The organism is Deinococcus grandis (assembly GCF_001485435.1).
Classification (GTDB): Bacteria; Deinococcota; Deinococci; order Deinococcales; family Deinococcaceae; genus Deinococcus; species Deinococcus grandis.
This window is the reverse complement of sequence record NZ_BCMS01000003.1, coordinates 1-15,426: the sequence shown is the minus strand read 5'-3', so window position 1 is coordinate 15,426 and position 15,426 is coordinate 1. Positions and strand designations below refer to the sequence as shown.

Genomic DNA, 15,426 nt, shown 5'->3' with positions numbered 1-15,426 from the left:
AGCGGAGTATCGATCAGGGGTGCAGCTTCACGGAGATCGGGTGCCAGCTCAACGAGCAGGTCATGCTCCCGATTCAATCCGACTTGAGCAGCCTCAAAGAGATGTTCACCAGGATGATCTTGGTGATCGCCGCGTTGATCGTGGGCCTCTCGATTGCGTCATCTGCACTCCGTAGGGTACCGAGTGGTCTTGCTGCCCTGGTCGGGATCTCTGGCGGTGGTGAGTCCTCTGGCGTGGAAACTGGAGCGCTCACGAAAGTCCTGGGCGGCGCCGCGAAGATGATGGGCGCTGAAATGCTCATGAAAGCTGTCCAGGCCAAAGCCGTGGGTGGCATGCTCGGCAAACGAAGTGGCGGGACCTCCACTGGAGGGAGCACCTCTGGTGGGGAGAGTGCCGCACCGGGTGTGCCCAGTGGATCGGTGAGTGCATCCGGCAGTGTCCCTCCTGAAACCGTCACGGAAGGCGCTCAGGGCGCGGCTGCCACCAATCCCAATGTTCCGCCTGAAGCGGTCACTGCACCCAGTATGAGCACGCCGATTGGCGCGGGGTACGCAGCCTTCCGGAGTGCCCGCGAGAATGGTCAGGGACGCGCGGGCGCTGCAGTCGCGGGCGGGCGTGGCGTCGCTACGGCCGTGGGTGCCCAGGCACAGGAATCCTTCAGCACGGGCGCCAAGGCCGTGCGTGCGTCCGCCGGTCAGAGCCTCCAGGCGGCTCGGGCGCAGGTTGCGGCGTCCGCCTGGGGTGGAACGGCCAACGCGCAGAAGGCTGGCCAGGCCTGGGAAGCGGGTGTCGCTGGACCTGCGCGGGCTGTGCGGAATGACATCCGCGCCATCCGCCAGGATGTTGAGACGAGGCGCGGGCCGGACAGTACCAATCAGTTCGGACCGCGTGATGCAGACGCGGCAGAACTGCACCCCAGGGTGACCGTTGCGGAGGCTGAGGCGACCGCGACGGCGGACCGGGCGGCAGCCATCCGGGGCGCGACCGCATACGCCGACGACGTCCGCCCCCCGAGCGGCCGGGCCATCAGTGCCATGCGAGCCCAGGGCGGCAGTGAAGGTTCTGCCCGTCCGGGACCCGCCATCGTGACCCCACGGCAGGCAACGCAAGACGGCCAGTCGCTCCGGGGAGAAGGAACGAACCTACCGGCGTACTCCGGAACGCCGAACCAGGCGCCCCCACCCGCTCCGAATCCGCTGGATGTGGAAGCAGAACGGAACCGGCAGCGGGCAGAGCAGGGTCCGAGACCCGCAGTGGTCCTTGGGGGCGTGCCGAGACGGGCCATGTCTGCGGCGTCCAGTGGCGGGCGTGCGATTCCGGGGGTGGACGTGAGTCCCCTGGGCCCGAGCCCCGCACCTGCGCCCGCACCAGCCCCTGCGCCCACGCCCGCACGTGCGCCGTCCCGGAATGAGATTTCCCAGGCACGACTGGCCAATCGTGAATCGGCAGCGGCGAGCACGCCTGCGGCAGCGCCGACCGCTTCCCCGGCCCCGGCGCCATCGGCCCCGTCAGCGCCTACCTCGACTCCGGAAGCGAGACCGACCGCTGCACCAGCGAGCGAAACCCCGCCCCCGCCTGCTGCTGCGCCCACACCAACGCCAGCACAGGCCCCGACTGCTCCAGCGACCCCGACACCGACTCCTGCACCTCGTCACACTCCCCCTGCACCCGCACCGACGCCTGCCGCGACCCCCTCGGCTCCGGCTGCGCCGACTGCACCGACACCAGTGTCTCCCGCCCCCGCGCCGCGTCCAGCTCCTGCCCCGGCCCCATCGACGCCTGCAGAGACGCCTACGGCGCCGACTGCACCGACAGCAGCGTCTCCTGCTCCTGCACCCCGGCCAACTCCGGCACCGGCACCTCGTCCTGCACCGGCACCGACGCCTGCACCTGCACCTGCACCCCAGGCTGCTCCAGTCACGCCGAACCCGCAGTCGGCTGCAGCGACACCGGCAAGCACGCCCACGCCTCCAGCCCCTCCAGCCCCCGCTCCGGCACCCAAGGTCACCCCTGCCAGCGCCGGACAGACGAATCCGCCCTCGACGTCAGACCAGAAAGAGGATTGACCATGACACACGCCCTTGAAACGGCGTGGAGAGTTCGGGGAGGCGCCGTTCGCGTCTCCCCGCTCTACACCCCCACGTCACCCGCACAGCCCCGCATCACCCACCTCACTCCTCCCGTCAGCGTGACGGTACCGGCCATCTGGCGGCGTCTCCGGAGCGCGCCGTGACGCCCTCTCAACCGGAGCGGCCGCAGGCGAACCCGCCGAGTCCCGTCGCCGTTGCGGCCATGAGCAGCACCATGCTCGCCGTGGGCGTCCTGCTCATGCAGGCCCTGGACGTCGGTCAACGGTCGGCCGCCTTGATCTTCCAGCACACTGGCCTTGCGCAGGCCCGCCAGTTGAAGGAGGACGCCATGGCCGCCCTGCTGATCGCCTGTGGAACTGACGAGAAGTGTGGCCCCTGGCTCAGCGCGCAGTTCTCCGCGGGCATGGCCTGGTACTGGCTGGCCCTCCTGCTGCCCGTCATCGCCATCCCCCTCACGATGAAATTCTTCCCCAGTCGCAAGGCGGTCCCGCAGAAGGATCCAGGGCTTGCCCGTTGGGAAAACAAGGCGGCCCTGAAGCGGTACATGTACGGCAGTGACTCCACGAACGACCCGTTCATCGGATTCCTCGGGTACCTCAAGAGCGGCGAGGTGGGCGGCACGTTCGATTCCAAGGACCTGCCGCCCATGTACATCCCGCTGGAGGACTGGTGCCAGAACACCCTGGTGTGGGGCGGCATCCGGAGCGGCAAGACGACATCGTTCTTCCAGCCGAACATCTTCCTGGGCGCCCACCTGGGCATCACGTGCGTGGTGTTCGACGTGAAGTGGCCGCAGAAGGACAGCGGGTTCTACGAGACGATCGGGTACTGGCATGCGCGGAAGCGGCGCACGGTCCTCCTCGCTCCGTACGAGCCGTATGGTGCGCGCGTCAACCTGATCGCGGGCGTCTTCTCCTTCTCGGACGCGCTGGAGGTGGCGGACGCCGTGTTCCCACCTCCAGAGTTCATGGAGGAGCGCGGGAAGCACTACAACGACAAGAAGCGCTTCATGATCGCCGCGCTGATGTGGCTCCTTCGCACGGAGATGGGTGACCAGGCCCACATGGGTCACGTCCTGGAACACGCCATGCTGCCCGACGACCGCCTCATGGAATGGGTCGAGACGGCCAGGGACGAGCAGGCGAAAGCGATCCTCACCGGGTATCGAGACGCGGGCGAGAGCAACTTCGCCGAGACGAAGAACGGCATCATCAGTGCCCTCAAAGTGTTCTTCAACCAGGATGTCGTCCGGGCGACGAGTGGCCTTCCGACCGAGACCACGCAACTGGAGGAATGCTTCCGTCAGCCGTCCCTGGTGATGGTGGGTATCAACCAGAAGAACATGATGGACGGCTCAGGCGAGGTGCTCTTCCGACTCTACAAACGCCTGCTGGATGCAGCGGCGATGCGCGTGGCGGCGGAGCAGGGTGGCCGTCTCCGGGTGCACCTGGCGTACATGATGGACGAGCTGCCCAGCATCGGGAAGATCAACTACATGATGCGGTCCCTGGGAACGCTGCGCTCGTACAACATCTCCCACCACCTTGGGATTCAGAACGACGCGCAGGGCCAACTGGTGTACGGAGAGGCGTACTGGAAGGCCATCACGACGAACGTGGTGGCCCGCGTGATCGTGTTCCCGCGCGGCATCAATGGGGATGACGCGAAGAAGATCCGGGACCTGATCGGCAAGACGACCGCCACGGAAGTCGGGGTGACGGGTAGCCGCTCCATCCGCGTTCTGGAGCACGAGGGCAGCAATGCCGTGTCCGCCAAGCTCGTCGAGCGAGACCTGCTCTCCTACGAGGAGTTCTCTCAATTCACGCTGGGTGAAGCGGTGGTGCGCGTGAACGGTCACCAGCCGATCAGGACGCAGCTCGCGCCGATGACCATGGCGACCGTGGAGGGAAGTGGCATCAAGCCAGGGTCGAAGCCCAACCTGCTGCACGGGTTCTACCAGGAGACCATCACGCGTTGCCCGGGCGGCCTGGTGGCGTACACGGCCCGGATCATTCAGGATGGTGCGCTCTCAGATGCCACCAGTGCATCATCCCAGCAGAGCACCCAGGGTGTTGCGTCCGCGTCAGCGGCACCGCAAGCTCAGGGCGCGACGGGGAGTGCCGCCAATCTGTCGGTCACTGAAGTGGTGCAGTGGCTCCGGGCATGCATGACTGAACTCATCGAGATCGAACTGCAACTGCCAGAGCGGGTGATCACGGTGCGTGTAGATGCGGAAGCGGACCCTGTCAATGGCACGAATGCCGTGACGCGCCTGGTGATTGGTGGACTCCTCGAGCGCACCCGGACGGCCTCTCACGCCCGCCTGACCAAGAAGGCACAGGCCGCCCTCCCCGAGGACCTGAAAGCCGATCTGGCGGACTATCCGGACGCCTACGCGGTCTACCGGTGGCTGCGGGATAATGCCCTGAGCATCAGCGGTACGCCCGAACGTGCGGCGTATGAGGCCCAGTGCGCGAGCACCGACCCCCCCACCACGCCGACCGAGCCTGCCGCTCAGGTGATCGACGGGACCCTGCTCTGCACCATGACCCGCACGCGGGAGATCTTCAGGGGTGAGGGCGTCCTTCGGTTCCCCCAGAAGCGGATCGGCAGTCGGGACCACAACCAGATCCCCGTGCAATCACTCGCTGCGACGGCGGCCGCCGTCCGTCAGGCGCGGGCCGCAGAAGCTGAACCGACTGGGGAGGGCAGGCTGTCCCGGAAGGAGCAGAAGCGGCAATCGAAGGCGGAGCTCGTGAACAGTGTCGTGGGCCAATCACCCGACGCACGCTGACCGTACGGCCGTCACCCCGGCGCATGTCACGCTCGCGACATGCGCCGAATTCTCTGTCTCTTGATGCTCTGCGCGTCCTCCGTGGAGGCGCAGAGCGCTGCCGATGTGGCCAAGTCCATTCAGGGTGCCCGACGGGAGGTGGTCGCCGTTCTCCCCCGTGTCATGAACGAGGCCGTTGCTGCTGCACTGAAGGTGACGGCCGCCCGGGGCACCCGCGTGTTCCTCATTACTGAGCGGGCCACCGTGAAGCGCGGCGGGTACCTGCTGAACGTCTCGCACGGGCCCAGTGGCATCAACACGTACCTCTACCCTGGGGCGATCACGACACCCTGGATCCTCGTGGACGGGGCGTGGCTGGCTTCGGGTGCCGCACTGGATGCCGACCTCACGGCACCGGTGGCGATCACCAGGGATGCCGGCACGCTCTCCCGGTTGAACCTCTGGGCGACGCAGGTCACAGCGGCTGGTCCTACCCCGCGAGTGGATCTGCTGAAGCTCCGGTACGACCAGCCGACACGGCCGTCACCCCCACGTCCTGCACGGTGAGGGGTATGGAACCAACCATTGACCGTCTGCTCCAACGGATCACGTACCGCTACGAACTCCTCCTCGGGGTCACGTTCATCGGCCTGCTGTTCTGGCCCATGTTCGCGGGCCTTCCAGGGTTCGTCGGCGCTTTCTCGGTCATGCTCGTGCTCCTGCATGCCCGCAATCTCAGTCAGTACAAACGGGGCACAGAGGACGAAACCATCATGGACCGACTACTCAGCGCACTTCCCTTCCGCTACGAACTCCTCCTCATCATCGCCACCGTGATCTGGGCCGTCTGGTGGTTCGCCGCTGGCATGACCGGCTGCATGCTGGGCCTCGGCATCGTGGCGCTCACCCTCACGGCCCGGTCCAGCTCGCAGCTCAAACGGGGCACCGTCACCATCGGCGAGGCCTGACCATGCACGCGGATATCCCAGGCATTGCCCGCGTGACACGGCGGGTCACGCTGCCCCCACAACCGGTGTTCGACGTCAGCACGGCCGGTGAATTCGATCATCTGCTGCGCATGTTGCCCGGCCGGGTGCAGGTGCTCGTCGAGTCCCGCATCCGGGAGGTCGAGGAGATTCGCATGCAGGCGTTCGGGCCCGTGGAAGTCCTGTACCAGCACGCGCATGTCATCTACCCGATCGAACTGACCCTGGATGACATGAAGGTGCTGGACTCCGTGGGGCAGTGGCGCGCGGACGGACGCCTGGGGCTGGAGGGCACCCTGCACCGCTTCGGTCGACTGGACACGATGGGGCACACGAGCCTCGTGACCGTCCGCGTGGCGAAGGCCTTCGTGGGTCTGGCTGAGCCGCTTCGGGAGTGGCTGTCGGTCGCGCAGGATGGCCTGGTGATCATGGGACTTCCTGGGAGTGGGAAGACGGCGCTGCTGCGGGATTGCATCCGGATTCTGGGCGAGCGGCTGGCCGGGCGACTGTTCGTGAACGACTCCTCGAATGAGATTCTGGGGGACGGCTTTCAGCCTCACCCGATCACGGACTGGGTGAGTCGCGTGCCGATCGGGGACCCGACCTTGCAGTTCGAGAAGCTCAATCAGACGGTGAAGAACTTCCAGCCGCGGTGGATGGTGGTGGACGAGGTCAGCAGCCCGGGGGATGCCCGCGCGATTGCGTACGCCCGGTCTCGGGGTGCGCGAGCAGTCATGACCTGGCACGCCGGTAGCCTCCGGAGTGCGTACCAGGAGAAGGATGAACGGACCCTCTGGCCCCTCATTCAACGGAACGAGGAGGGCGTCACAGGGCCGCCCGTCGCGTCCCTCGGCATCCTCGTGCGCGGCCGCGGGGAGTACGTCATCTTCGAGAACCTGGAGGAATGTTTTGACGAGGTAGCCCACGACCGGTTACCGCCCGGCGTGCAGGTGAGCGTGGCGCAGGGCAGTCGCTGGGGGCACCGCGAACAGGCTTTGACTGGGTGACAGGAAGGGCAGGAAGAGGGGGGGAAGCCAGTGCTTCCCCCCCTTCTCTTGTGTGGGGCGCATCACGGACGGGTGACGGGAATCACCTGCTCGCTGACCTGCACGCGGCCCTTCTGCGTCCTGATCCGCACACTGCCCACATCGTCTGTCCGGAGGAGCAACGTGACGGTCTGGTGGTACGTCCCGCAGGGGGTCATCAGTTCCACCGGCAGGAACACACCGCCCTTCCACGGCAGATCCAGCACGAGAACACTCAGGCCCGGCACGCGCTGGAAGTCCGGCGCCCGCAGCGTGAAGGCCCGGCCGGGAAGCTGTGCCCGACCAAACCACCAGTGCTGGGTCGCGTGAGCCGGGAGGCCGTACAGGCGTACGTGTCCGGCCGGTGCAGCATGCGCCGCGAGCTGTGCCTGAGCGACCTGGAGGTCCTGACTGAACTCTGCATCTGCGGTGAGTTGGAGATCGTCGAGACGCCGCTCGAGGTCAGTGGCGGTAGTCCAGCCGGGGCGGGCGTGAATGAAGGCGAGGCAGGCCTCACGCTCGTTCCGGGCGTCCATGGCGCGGGTGGTGGTTCGCCAGAATGAAGCACTCCAGAGTGGGAACCTGACGAAGATCAGCACGAGGGCCGGGCGTGTCCAGCGGCGGCGAGGACCGGCCTGTCCGGTCACTCGCGCGGCTCACGGCGAACAGCAGCGGGAACCGGGGTAGGTGTCGGTGCTGGAGCAGCCGGCAGCAGACTGACGACGTGATGAAGGAGGTCAAGCTGCTGCTTCATGACGGTCTCCTGCTTCTGGATAAAGTCCGTCAAGCTGACTTCGAGACGGGAGACAAGCTCTTCCCTCTTCTTGAGGGAGTCTTGCGGGGACTGCGTTTCAGTGCGGTCGAGCAGTGCCCACAGGCGGGGATCAGTGCACGAACGAATCGTCTCGACCTGTCGGAGGGTCAATCCAACAGTACGCAGCACTTGAGCGAGTTCGACAACTCGTTGGAAGTCCTCACGCGTAATTTGAAACTGATTCCGATCGGCAGCATAGATGGTGATGCCGAGGTAGGAGGCGCAAGAACTCAGGAGATTGTGCGCACCTCGACGGCTGAGGCGGAGGTGCTGGGCCAGTTCGGCGACGGTGGCGTAATCGGATGGGCTGTTCTGATCTTGTGAAGTCATGACTGCACCGTAGCTGTCCTGGGGGTGACGAGGTTGATCGCATCGTGGCAGTCACAGTGGAGGTGCTGAGTCAGGCTGGTAAGGATCATGTCATCAGATGAGCTGTTCTGATTGAGTGAAGTCATGACTGCACCGTAGATGCCCTGGGGGTGACGGGTTCGGTGAGCACTCGGGAGAAGTCAAGTGGCACACGACCGACTTTGCACACTGAGTTCACGCTTTGCCTAGTGGGTCATTGACGAGCCAGCACACCTAGTACACGGTGTGCTCAATGGATTGTTCATAACTGAGCACGCCTTGTACACAGTGTGCCAAGTGGGCCATTGAACGGGTCATCGAATGACCTGGTACACCTAGTACATGGCGCGCTCGATGACTTGGCACGCCGTGTACACGCCGCGCAACGTCGGTCATGAATGACCGCGCACAGCGAGTACGCGATATGCGCGGTGGATTGATCCGCGCAGGACGAAGTGGTGGTGAAGCGACCAACAGGGATAATTCTGATGTGTCGGAGGCTGTTTCTGCGGCGTTTTTCACATGTTTGATGAGGCATCTTCATGTGTGATGCGGGTTTCATTTGGTCGAAAAAGGGCGTTACATAAGCGTCCCATCTGGGATGTTTCGGACCCCCCGGTCGAAGTGCCGTTTTTTCCCTGGTGGTGAGGGGGAAACCGTTACATCGGCATCGTTTCAAATTGGGGATTCTATTGTGATTGATTTTGTGGTGTGATTCGTTTTTTACAGCATCACATCTGACTTTTCTGAGTGTGTCGTGAGTCACCGCCTCTTCGCGCCACCGGCCCATGCCTCAGCGCCTGTCGAACCGTGCAGCCCAGGCCGGGTTGCGGGCACTCAAACGGAGCCGGAGCACAGCGGTGGCCCGCTCACGCGGGCCCAGCCGGGCGCATGTCGAAAGTCCTCGCCAGCACTCAACTGCCCGACGGCACCACCCTCTCGTTCGACGCGGGCTTCGATCCGCCTCTCAACATCCACTTCCTGGACGTGTACCGGGAAGGGCAGGAGGACCCGGTGTTCGAGTCCCTCTTCCACCACCCGGGCGGCCGCTTCTCGTACTCCATCGCGGACCTCACGGCGGACGTGACCCGCCTCGCCGGTCGCCCCCTGCCGGAGCTGACGGCAGCCATCATCGCGCTCGGTCCGGTGCCGAATGAGGTCCGCGACCTCGGCCGCCTCTAACAGTCCTGGCCCGCGCACCGCGGGCCACGCGGCTTGCATGAACCGACGCCTGAACCTCCGCGCGATCACCCTCACCGTCATCGTCACCAGCTGGGCAGGTGGCTTCGCCTTCCTGTCTCTCACCGTGTCCTCGACCATCCAGGCGAGCACCCCCGCATGGTCCGGTACCCCATGAGTCCCCGCGAGCATGAGCAGCTCGCCCGCTCCCTCCTGCAGGCGGCCCTGGAGCATCAACGCACGGCGCTCGCCTGCCCGGACGACTACCGGGCGGGCCTCGCCGCTCGCACCCTGGCCCAGGACGCCTTGCATCACGCCCAGCTCGCCGAGCCCCGGGTGACTCCGGTGGGCGTGATCATCCGTACCTGAACAGGGCCCGGCATTCACCCTGCCCGGACCGCCTGCCGTCCAGTCCTGGCCCGCGCACCGCGGGCCACGCGGCCGTCATGCAAGGCACCCTGACCGGCGTCGTTCTGAATGCCACGACCACCGACACGCAGACCACCGTGAAGCTCGCCGGGATCACCGACAACGGGCACCGGGGCGTCACCTGGATTCACACGGTGACCTTCACCGGCCCCCGCAAACTGGCCACCCTGCCCGCTGAGGGCAGCGTCGCGCGCGTCACCTGCATGGCCACCCAACAGGTCTTCCAGGGCCGCGACGGGCAGAAAGCCAGTGCCGTGAGTCTGCTCGGCGTGACCCTCACCCCCCACGCCGGGCCGATCACGCGCAAGGGGTCCACGCCCTTCCTCCTGCAGGCCGTGAACGAGTTCCGCTTCGCCGCGTTCCTCACCCGCGACCCTGTGCGTAAACCCATCGGCGTCACTGAAGCGCGCGTGGGCGTGCGTGACCGGAAGGGGCACACGCATTACTTCAACTGCGAAGCCTGGCGCGCCCTCGCCCCCACCCTGGGCGCCCGACGCGCCGCGGCGGAACTCACCCTCACCTGCATCCTCCGCCGCGACCGGGTAGACACGGCGGTCGGTGCACGTGCGTTCGACGTGATGGAAGTCGTCACCCTGAACGCCCAGGTGGTGGCCAATGCCGCGGACTGATGCCCGCGAGCAGGAGGTGCAGGCCCTGCTGCGCCTCATGGCCACCGGCCGTCACCCCGACGGTCGGCGCGCCACGTGGATGGACGAGCAGCACGCCAACACGCGCCTGAATCAGTTACGCCGGACGTGACCGGTGAGGGGGGGCCACGCGTCTCCCTCCCTTGATTCCTGCTCCGCCAGTCGTGGCCCGCGCACCGCGGGCCAGGCCGCGCGTATGAGCCCACCCAACCTCATCCTGCACGCCACGACCTGCCTCACCCTGCTCGGCCTCACTGCGAAAGCCGCCCTCCGGGCCATGGAGGACGCGTGGCAGATCCTCGACGCGGAGACGGGTCGCGTCCTTGGCACCCTCCAGGGTGACCGGGTCACCGTGGACGCGGCTGCCCTCCTCCCGGAGGAACTGGACCGCTGCCTTGCCCCTCTGCTCGGCCCCCCACTCGCCACGCGTTTCCTCCAACAGTCTCCCGCCGCGAGCGGTGACTGGTTCCTCTGCGTGCACGGTGGACACGAGATCTCCCTGCGTGCTCGGGATGACACGGTCCTCGCCAGCGGCCACCTGTTCGAACCCACGAGCGGCGTCCTGTTCGCCACCGTGAACACCTGGAATCCCCTCCTGCACACCCTGCTCCCTGCCCCTGTTCCGGTCGGGCCGGGCAGTAACGAGAAGCAGGCACGCCTGCTCGATTGGCGGACCCTGAACGTCACGCCCAGCATTACTGACCCGGAGACGCTCGCCTTCTACGTCTCCCGCGCGGCGCTCGACGCGACCGGGCACGATCACCCGTACCCATACGGCTGCTGGTATGACCCGGGACACGCGGCCACCCGTACCGTGCTCCTGCTCTCGCAGGCCCTCACCCTGGAGACGGGTGAGGGTTGGCCGCACGGCCGCGCCCCGTACGTCTGAACCAGCCCTGGCCCCACCCGCGTGGGGCCAGACTGGCGTCATGATCATCACCGTCGGCCGCCTCGGCGATTCCCACGACACTGGACACACGGAGTACGTCGGACGAGGCCGGGGCAGCGTCCTCGGCAACCCCCTGCCCGTCATCGGACGGAGCCGCTGGACGAGTGAGGCCGCCGCGTGGACGAGTCACCTGATCCACGCGGCGCACCTCACGGGCACCGAACGCGAGCAGGCACAGCGGGCGCTGCACCGCCTCGGCTTCGAGCAGGGAGAGGCAGCCGCGCTGTACCTGCACGTCCTGCGGGAGCAGTGCCGGACGGATACCCCACAACGCCGTGCCGTGCTGCGACTCGCCGCCCTCGCCACGCAGGGACCCGTGCACCTCCAGTGCTGGTGCACACCCAGACCCTGCCACGCTGAGCACATCCGCGCGGCCATCCTCGGCTACGCGCAGACGCTCCCCCGCCCCGCCTGAACAGATCTGGCCCCGGCACGGCCGGAGCCACGCGCCGGGCATGGACCCGTACACCCTGACCCTCGCCCCTGAAGACACGTTCGAGGTAACGGCCTTCGAAGCGGCCGAGTACTGCACCCCCAACGGGCACCGCCTCGGTCGCGCCGACGGCAACGGCTTCCTCGACCTCGCCCTGCTGACCCGCGAGGACCGGCAGGTCATCCGCGCCCCCGCCCGCCTGTTCACCGCCGATGTCCGCCGCGCCGCCCAGAAGGGCTGGGCCGTGTGGATCATCCACCTGCACGACCAAGCCCCACGCGGGTACGAGGTGCTCGGCGTGACCATCGTCACCCCAACCGATCAGGCCGCCGACGACCTCACCGACCAGCTGCAGGCGGCCGCCACGCCCCGCGACTGGGAGGACGTGATCGCTCCCATCCGCGGCGCGCTGCTCACCCCGCTCAGTGCGTACTTGACCGGCGAACCCTGAGCTGCACCAGTACTCCAGTGTTCGGCGGGGCATGGGCGGGGACGGCGGCGGGCGCACGGCGCGCCCACCGCAGCCCGGCAACGCCAGACCCGGAACGCGCCAGGGGGTGGCTGCACGCAGTCCGCAAGCGGCCTGCGCGCGAAGGCGGCAATCCACCACCGACAGTCGTAAACCCTCTGGATCGCCCCACTCCTCCATCACGCGGAAGGGGAAGGGACCGGGGTGGCGCACGCCGAACGCCCAGTGCGAGACCCCCGCTCACCGCTCCAGTCCTGGCCTGCGCCCGCAGGCCACGTCCCTCCCATGCTCAGCCGATTCGATCTCGTCGCCGATGGTCCCGATGGCCCGAACACCTGGCAATGCGCGGTCTACGCCCCCAGTGTCACGACCGCCTTGCAAGCCGCCCGCGCTGCTGGGTATGCCGGGACGAGTGCCTGGGACCTCGGCCAATTCGAACGGGCGGAAGGCAGCACACCCTTCGTGCTCACCCCCACTCAGGCGTGGGACGTCCGGGGTGAGCGGCACGCATCGTTCGGGCGCGCCCAGCTCCTCTCCCCCCTTCTGCACGTCCACCTCCCTCTCGGGGCACGTCCAGTGAACTGCTGACGCGCCGGACCTTCCCCTCAGACATCCGGGCTCTGCTCGAAGCGGACGCGGGGAGCCCGGGCGAGGTGCGTTGGATCTGGATGCACGGCGAGCTGCTGGGTCGCCCTACCGACCAGACCATCCGGCTCGTGGCACGACCCTCGTGACGCGCTGGGTGATTCGGCAGCCTGCCCTTGGAGTGCTGGCCCCCTCCCTCGGGGGCCACCTCGTCTGCATGACCGGGGACGAAACACTGAGTGCGCAGCTGGACCGCCTGCGCGAGAGTTATGACGACGCGATAGAGGCGCTGGCCGAGCAGTTCGGCCTGATGTGGACCGAGATGCACCCACGAGATGCCACGGCGCAGGGTGTCTGGCCACGCCTCAGCATCGACGCCACGCCAGAGGGCACCATCACCTTCCAGGGTTTCCACTTCGAGTTCCGGACGTGCGTTCCCCTCGACTGCCGAGGTGCGTTTCTCGCGGCGGCCATCGCCCACCTGGACACGTACCCTCGCCACGCGTACGACTGGCAGGCGATCCCCGAAACGGACGACTGAAGCCCTGGCCCCCGACCCCGGGGGCCACCTCGCCCGCATGAACGGCATTCAAGCAGCTGGAGGTCGCCGACTGTGCGGCAGTGGACGCACCGCCGGGGAACTGTACCTGGAGTGCGGCCTGATGAAGGGCGGCTCGCCCATCGAGGACCGCCTGATGGACCTGCCCCTTGAGGTCGACCCGGTTGAGATGGGCGTCAGTGCCATCGGTATCAGCACCTTCACGGACGAGCACGGTGTCACGCATGTCCTGGACTGGGTGGGTGCGGACTCCTACCCGGAGATGGCGGACTTCATCGAGGAAGCGCGCCGCAAAGGCGTCAGTCGAAAGGTCAGTCGCACCGCGCCCCTGGGGGATCTCACCGCCCAGAGTTGCCTGTACCTCCTGCACCCCCGGGCCGTCGTCACGAACGCGAGCACGCTGGCCACCCCCGACGGCTTCGCCTGCCCATGCGGGAAGGGGCACACGGCGCAGGAGGGCTGCATCGGTCTGGGCTGGCACGTCGCGCCGAACGCCGGGCCCGGCCAGCGCCGACTGGCGGACGGCACCTACCCCGTCAAGGCACCCCTCTCCCCTGCCCCGGACTACGCGCTCGGCGTGTTCATGGTCGTGCCCATCACGGCCCTCACCGTCATCCAGCACCCCGACCCCACCGTCCAGGCCGACCGGGAGAAGCGGGCGGGACAGAGCGGCCTCCCGGTCTTCGTCGCACAGGAATAACAGACCGGGGTGGCGCACGCCGGACGCCCAGTGCGAGATACCCGCTCCCGCTCACGCCGGGCCACGCACGGTGCGCGGTCCACCTCTTCCGGCAGTGGTGGCCCCCGGACACCCGGGGGCCATGACATTCGTATGCCGACCGATGCCCCCCCACCCCTGCTCAACGTGACCGTGCCCACGCCCTTCAGTACCGCCGTGCCCCTCGACGACCTCACCGAGGACACGCACGGCGCCAGCAACCACCTCAAGGGCGCGCTGCGCTGCACCGGGCAACTCCAACCCATCGTGCTGGAATCCCTGCCCAGCGGCGAGTACCGCATCCGGGATGGGAATCGCCGCGTCGCGGCCGCCCGGTCGATCGGCTGGACGCACGTGCAGGCGGACGTGTACGCCGGACTGACCGAGGCGCAGTGGGCCCTGGTGGTCGCCGGAGTGCACAACCGCAGTGCCAACCCCGTGGAGGAAGCCCGCCTGTACGGCACGCTCACGCAGACCCTGACTGAGGCGGGCATCGCCGCGAACACCGGCGTTCCCGTGCAAGTCATCCGCGCCCGCCTGTCCCTGCTCAGTCTGCCGGGCGACGTCCTGGACCTGATCGGGACGCGCACCCTGAGCCTGAGTGTCGCCGAGCGCGCCGCGAAACTCCGGGGCGTGCACGCCGAGCGGGCCGTGCGGGAGATCCGGGAGGCGGCCCAGGCGGGCAAGCCGTTCACGGCTGCGCAGCTGAAGGTGGTCACCGTGGCCCGTGCCAGCAGCCTCGGGGCTCGCCTCATGGCCGCGGCACCACCCCCACCCACGCTGCTGCCCCCAGAGACGATCCTCGCCGAGGAAGTCCGGGCGCTGTGCGAACGGCGGGGCGTGAGCGTGCAGGCCCTGACGCAGGTCCTCACCGGGTCGGTGCCGCCCGTGACCCCCGTGCAGGCGGCGCACGTCCACCGCGCCGTGGTGCACTGATGGCCCCCACACCACGCACGAAACGGAAGCCCCGGACACGGCAAGGCACCCTGCACGAGTCCCTCTACCCGGCCGTGCGCCGCATGTACCCCACCGCGACGCGAGTCGTGCGGCACGAGCGGCTGACCACTCACGGCCGCCACCGCCGTCCGGTGCTCGACGTCACGCTCGCCGCGTTCGATGCGCAGGGCCGGACGCTCATGGCCCTCCGGCCGGAGGAGATGCCCGAACTCCACGACGCGGTGACGGCCCGGCATGGTCCGGGGTACGTCTCGCTCGACCTCTGAGATCGCTGCATGCATACCACGCAGCCCGTGACACCGAAGCAAGACCGACGCCAATAGACGGCAGATGAGTTCACCTCGCGGTCAGTTGTGCGCTAGCGTGCCCGTCATGACCGAGCGTGTCCACCAGCTTCAGCGGAAGGCGGCCGGGGCAGCTCCCCCCGCGCGGCCGGACCTCCAGCGCCCGGCTGACGACCTGGCG

The 15,426-nt window shown here is 67.5% G+C and carries 18 protein-coding genes; 16 read left to right on the top strand and 2 right to left on the bottom strand.

What is annotated here, in order from left to right; all coding sequences use genetic code 11:
- Positions 1 to 2,229 precede the first annotated feature (2,229 nt).
- Genes DEIGR_RS17205 through DEIGR_RS17190 form a run of 4 tightly spaced genes read left to right on the top strand, consistent with a single transcriptional unit; the run spans position 2,230 to position 6,856 of the window.
- Positions 2,230 to 4,884 (top strand): type IV secretory system conjugative DNA transfer family protein, encoded by a 2,655-nt coding sequence (locus DEIGR_RS17205; protein WP_083524266.1) that lies wholly within the window; start codon positions 2,230 to 2,232, stop codon positions 4,882 to 4,884.
- A gap of 39 nt (positions 4,885 to 4,923) precedes the next feature.
- Positions 4,924 to 5,430 carry a hypothetical protein gene (locus DEIGR_RS17200; RefSeq protein WP_058979428.1) on the top strand — a complete coding sequence of 169 codons (507 nt, stop codon included), beginning with the start codon at positions 4,924 to 4,926 and terminating at the stop codon, positions 5,428 to 5,430.
- Positions 5,431 to 5,435: 5 nt separating this feature from the next.
- The gene (locus tag DEIGR_RS17195; protein WP_058979425.1) at positions 5,436 to 5,831 is read left to right on the top strand and encodes a hypothetical protein; all 396 of its coding nucleotides are present in this window, start codon (positions 5,436 to 5,438) and stop codon (positions 5,829 to 5,831) included.
- Positions 5,832 to 5,833: 2 nt separating this feature from the next.
- Positions 5,834 to 6,856 carry a hypothetical protein gene (locus DEIGR_RS17190; RefSeq protein WP_058979423.1) on the top strand — a complete coding sequence of 341 codons (1,023 nt, stop codon included), beginning with the start codon at positions 5,834 to 5,836 and terminating at the stop codon, positions 6,854 to 6,856.
- A gap of 62 nt (positions 6,857 to 6,918) precedes the next feature.
- On the opposite strand, the gene DEIGR_RS17185 is transcribed toward DEIGR_RS17190, so the two are convergent.
- Positions 6,919 to 7,410, bottom strand: coding sequence for a hypothetical protein (locus DEIGR_RS17185; protein ID WP_058979421.1), 492 nt, complete (start codon positions 7,408 to 7,410; stop codon positions 6,919 to 6,921).
- Positions 7,411 to 7,517: 107 nt separating this feature from the next.
- Entirely contained in the window at positions 7,518 to 8,018 is a 501-nt protein-coding gene (locus DEIGR_RS20525; RefSeq protein ID WP_153013908.1) for a hypothetical protein, read from the bottom strand.
- 909 nt (positions 8,019 to 8,927) lie between these two features.
- Between DEIGR_RS20525 and DEIGR_RS17175 the strand changes: the two genes are divergently transcribed.
- The 12 genes from DEIGR_RS17175 (at position 8,928) to DEIGR_RS17130 (ending at position 15,227) form a co-directional block, all read left to right on the top strand.
- Positions 8,928 to 9,218 (top strand): hypothetical protein, encoded by a 291-nt coding sequence (locus DEIGR_RS17175; RefSeq protein ID WP_058979417.1) that lies wholly within the window; start codon positions 8,928 to 8,930, stop codon positions 9,216 to 9,218.
- A 37-nt stretch (positions 9,219 to 9,255) separates the two neighbouring features.
- Positions 9,256 to 9,393, top strand: a complete 138-nt coding sequence (locus DEIGR_RS20940; RefSeq protein ID WP_160329956.1) for a hypothetical protein — start codon at positions 9,256 to 9,258, stop codon at positions 9,391 to 9,393.
- Positions 9,390 to 9,584, top strand: coding sequence for a hypothetical protein (locus DEIGR_RS17170; RefSeq protein ID WP_153013907.1), 195 nt, complete (start codon positions 9,390 to 9,392; stop codon positions 9,582 to 9,584). The genes DEIGR_RS20940 and DEIGR_RS17170 overlap by 4 nt, the downstream gene beginning before the upstream one ends.
- A 77-nt stretch (positions 9,585 to 9,661) precedes the next feature.
- Complete coding sequence (locus tag DEIGR_RS17165) at positions 9,662 to 10,273, top strand: hypothetical protein (RefSeq protein WP_058979413.1); 612 nt, start codon at positions 9,662 to 9,664, stop codon at positions 10,271 to 10,273.
- Positions 10,260 to 10,403: a hypothetical protein gene (locus tag DEIGR_RS20935; RefSeq protein WP_160329955.1), complete on the top strand. Its 144-nt coding sequence runs from the start codon at positions 10,260 to 10,262 to the stop codon at positions 10,401 to 10,403. The genes DEIGR_RS17165 and DEIGR_RS20935 overlap by 14 nt, the downstream gene beginning before the upstream one ends.
- A gap of 84 nt (positions 10,404 to 10,487) precedes the next feature.
- Positions 10,488 to 11,180: a hypothetical protein gene (locus DEIGR_RS17160; RefSeq protein WP_058979412.1), complete on the top strand. Its 693-nt coding sequence runs from the start codon at positions 10,488 to 10,490 to the stop codon at positions 11,178 to 11,180.
- A 40-nt stretch (positions 11,181 to 11,220) separates the two neighbouring features.
- Positions 11,221 to 11,655 (top strand): DUF4326 domain-containing protein, encoded by a 435-nt coding sequence (locus DEIGR_RS17155; protein ID WP_058979409.1) that lies wholly within the window; start codon positions 11,221 to 11,223, stop codon positions 11,653 to 11,655.
- Positions 11,656 to 11,695: 40 nt separating this feature from the next.
- The gene (locus DEIGR_RS17150) at positions 11,696 to 12,124 is read left to right on the top strand and encodes a hypothetical protein (protein ID WP_058979406.1); all 429 of its coding nucleotides are present in this window, start codon (positions 11,696 to 11,698) and stop codon (positions 12,122 to 12,124) included.
- Between the two features lie 820 nt (positions 12,125 to 12,944).
- A complete protein-coding gene (locus tag DEIGR_RS17145; RefSeq protein WP_153013906.1) occupies positions 12,945 to 13,268 on the top strand; it encodes a hypothetical protein in 324 nt (107 codons plus the stop codon).
- Between the two features lie 37 nt (positions 13,269 to 13,305).
- Complete coding sequence (locus DEIGR_RS17140; protein WP_058979402.1) at positions 13,306 to 13,986, top strand: hypothetical protein; 681 nt, start codon at positions 13,306 to 13,308, stop codon at positions 13,984 to 13,986.
- A 132-nt stretch (positions 13,987 to 14,118) separates the two neighbouring features.
- Positions 14,119 to 14,940, top strand: a complete 822-nt coding sequence (locus tag DEIGR_RS17135; RefSeq protein ID WP_058979400.1) for a ParB/RepB/Spo0J family partition protein — start codon at positions 14,119 to 14,121, stop codon at positions 14,938 to 14,940.
- Entirely contained in the window at positions 14,940 to 15,227 is a 288-nt protein-coding gene (locus DEIGR_RS17130; protein WP_153013905.1) for a hypothetical protein, read from the top strand. The genes DEIGR_RS17135 and DEIGR_RS17130 overlap by 1 nt, the downstream gene beginning before the upstream one ends.
- The last annotated feature ends 199 nt before the right edge of the window (positions 15,228 to 15,426 follow it).

Excerpts from the sequence above, each read along its gene's own strand:
- DEIGR_RS17200 (WP_058979428.1), top strand. The coding sequence starts at position 4,924 with ATGCGCCGAATTCTCTGTCTCTTGATGCTCTGCGCGTCCTCCGTGGAG.
- DEIGR_RS17195 (WP_058979425.1), top strand. The coding sequence starts at position 5,436 with ATGGAACCAACCATTGACCGTCTGCTCCAACGGATCACGTACCGCTAC.
- DEIGR_RS17190 (WP_058979423.1), top strand. The coding sequence starts at position 5,834 with ATGCACGCGGATATCCCAGGCATTGCCCGCGTGACACGGCGGGTCACG.
- DEIGR_RS17185 (WP_058979421.1), bottom strand. The coding sequence starts at position 7,410 with ATGGACGCCCGGAACGAGCGTGAGGCCTGCCTCGCCTTCATTCACGCC.
- DEIGR_RS20525 (WP_153013908.1), bottom strand. The coding sequence starts at position 8,018 with ATGACTTCACAAGATCAGAACAGCCCATCCGATTACGCCACCGTCGCC.
- DEIGR_RS17175 (WP_058979417.1), top strand. The coding sequence starts at position 8,928 with ATGTCGAAAGTCCTCGCCAGCACTCAACTGCCCGACGGCACCACCCTC.
- DEIGR_RS20940 (WP_160329956.1), top strand. The coding sequence starts at position 9,256 with ATGAACCGACGCCTGAACCTCCGCGCGATCACCCTCACCGTCATCGTC.
- DEIGR_RS17170 (WP_153013907.1), top strand. The coding sequence starts at position 9,390 with ATGAGTCCCCGCGAGCATGAGCAGCTCGCCCGCTCCCTCCTGCAGGCG.
- DEIGR_RS17165 (WP_058979413.1), top strand. The coding sequence starts at position 9,662 with ATGCAAGGCACCCTGACCGGCGTCGTTCTGAATGCCACGACCACCGAC.
- DEIGR_RS20935 (WP_160329955.1), top strand. The coding sequence starts at position 10,260 with ATGCCGCGGACTGATGCCCGCGAGCAGGAGGTGCAGGCCCTGCTGCGC.
- DEIGR_RS17160 (WP_058979412.1), top strand. The coding sequence starts at position 10,488 with ATGAGCCCACCCAACCTCATCCTGCACGCCACGACCTGCCTCACCCTG.
- DEIGR_RS17155 (WP_058979409.1), top strand. The coding sequence starts at position 11,221 with ATGATCATCACCGTCGGCCGCCTCGGCGATTCCCACGACACTGGACAC.
- DEIGR_RS17150 (WP_058979406.1), top strand. The coding sequence starts at position 11,696 with ATGGACCCGTACACCCTGACCCTCGCCCCTGAAGACACGTTCGAGGTA.
- DEIGR_RS17145 (WP_153013906.1), top strand. The coding sequence starts at position 12,945 with ATGACCGGGGACGAAACACTGAGTGCGCAGCTGGACCGCCTGCGCGAG.
- DEIGR_RS17140 (WP_058979402.1), top strand. The coding sequence starts at position 13,306 with ATGAACGGCATTCAAGCAGCTGGAGGTCGCCGACTGTGCGGCAGTGGA.
- DEIGR_RS17135 (WP_058979400.1), top strand. The coding sequence starts at position 14,119 with ATGCCGACCGATGCCCCCCCACCCCTGCTCAACGTGACCGTGCCCACG.
- DEIGR_RS17130 (WP_153013905.1), top strand. The coding sequence starts at position 14,940 with ATGGCCCCCACACCACGCACGAAACGGAAGCCCCGGACACGGCAAGGC.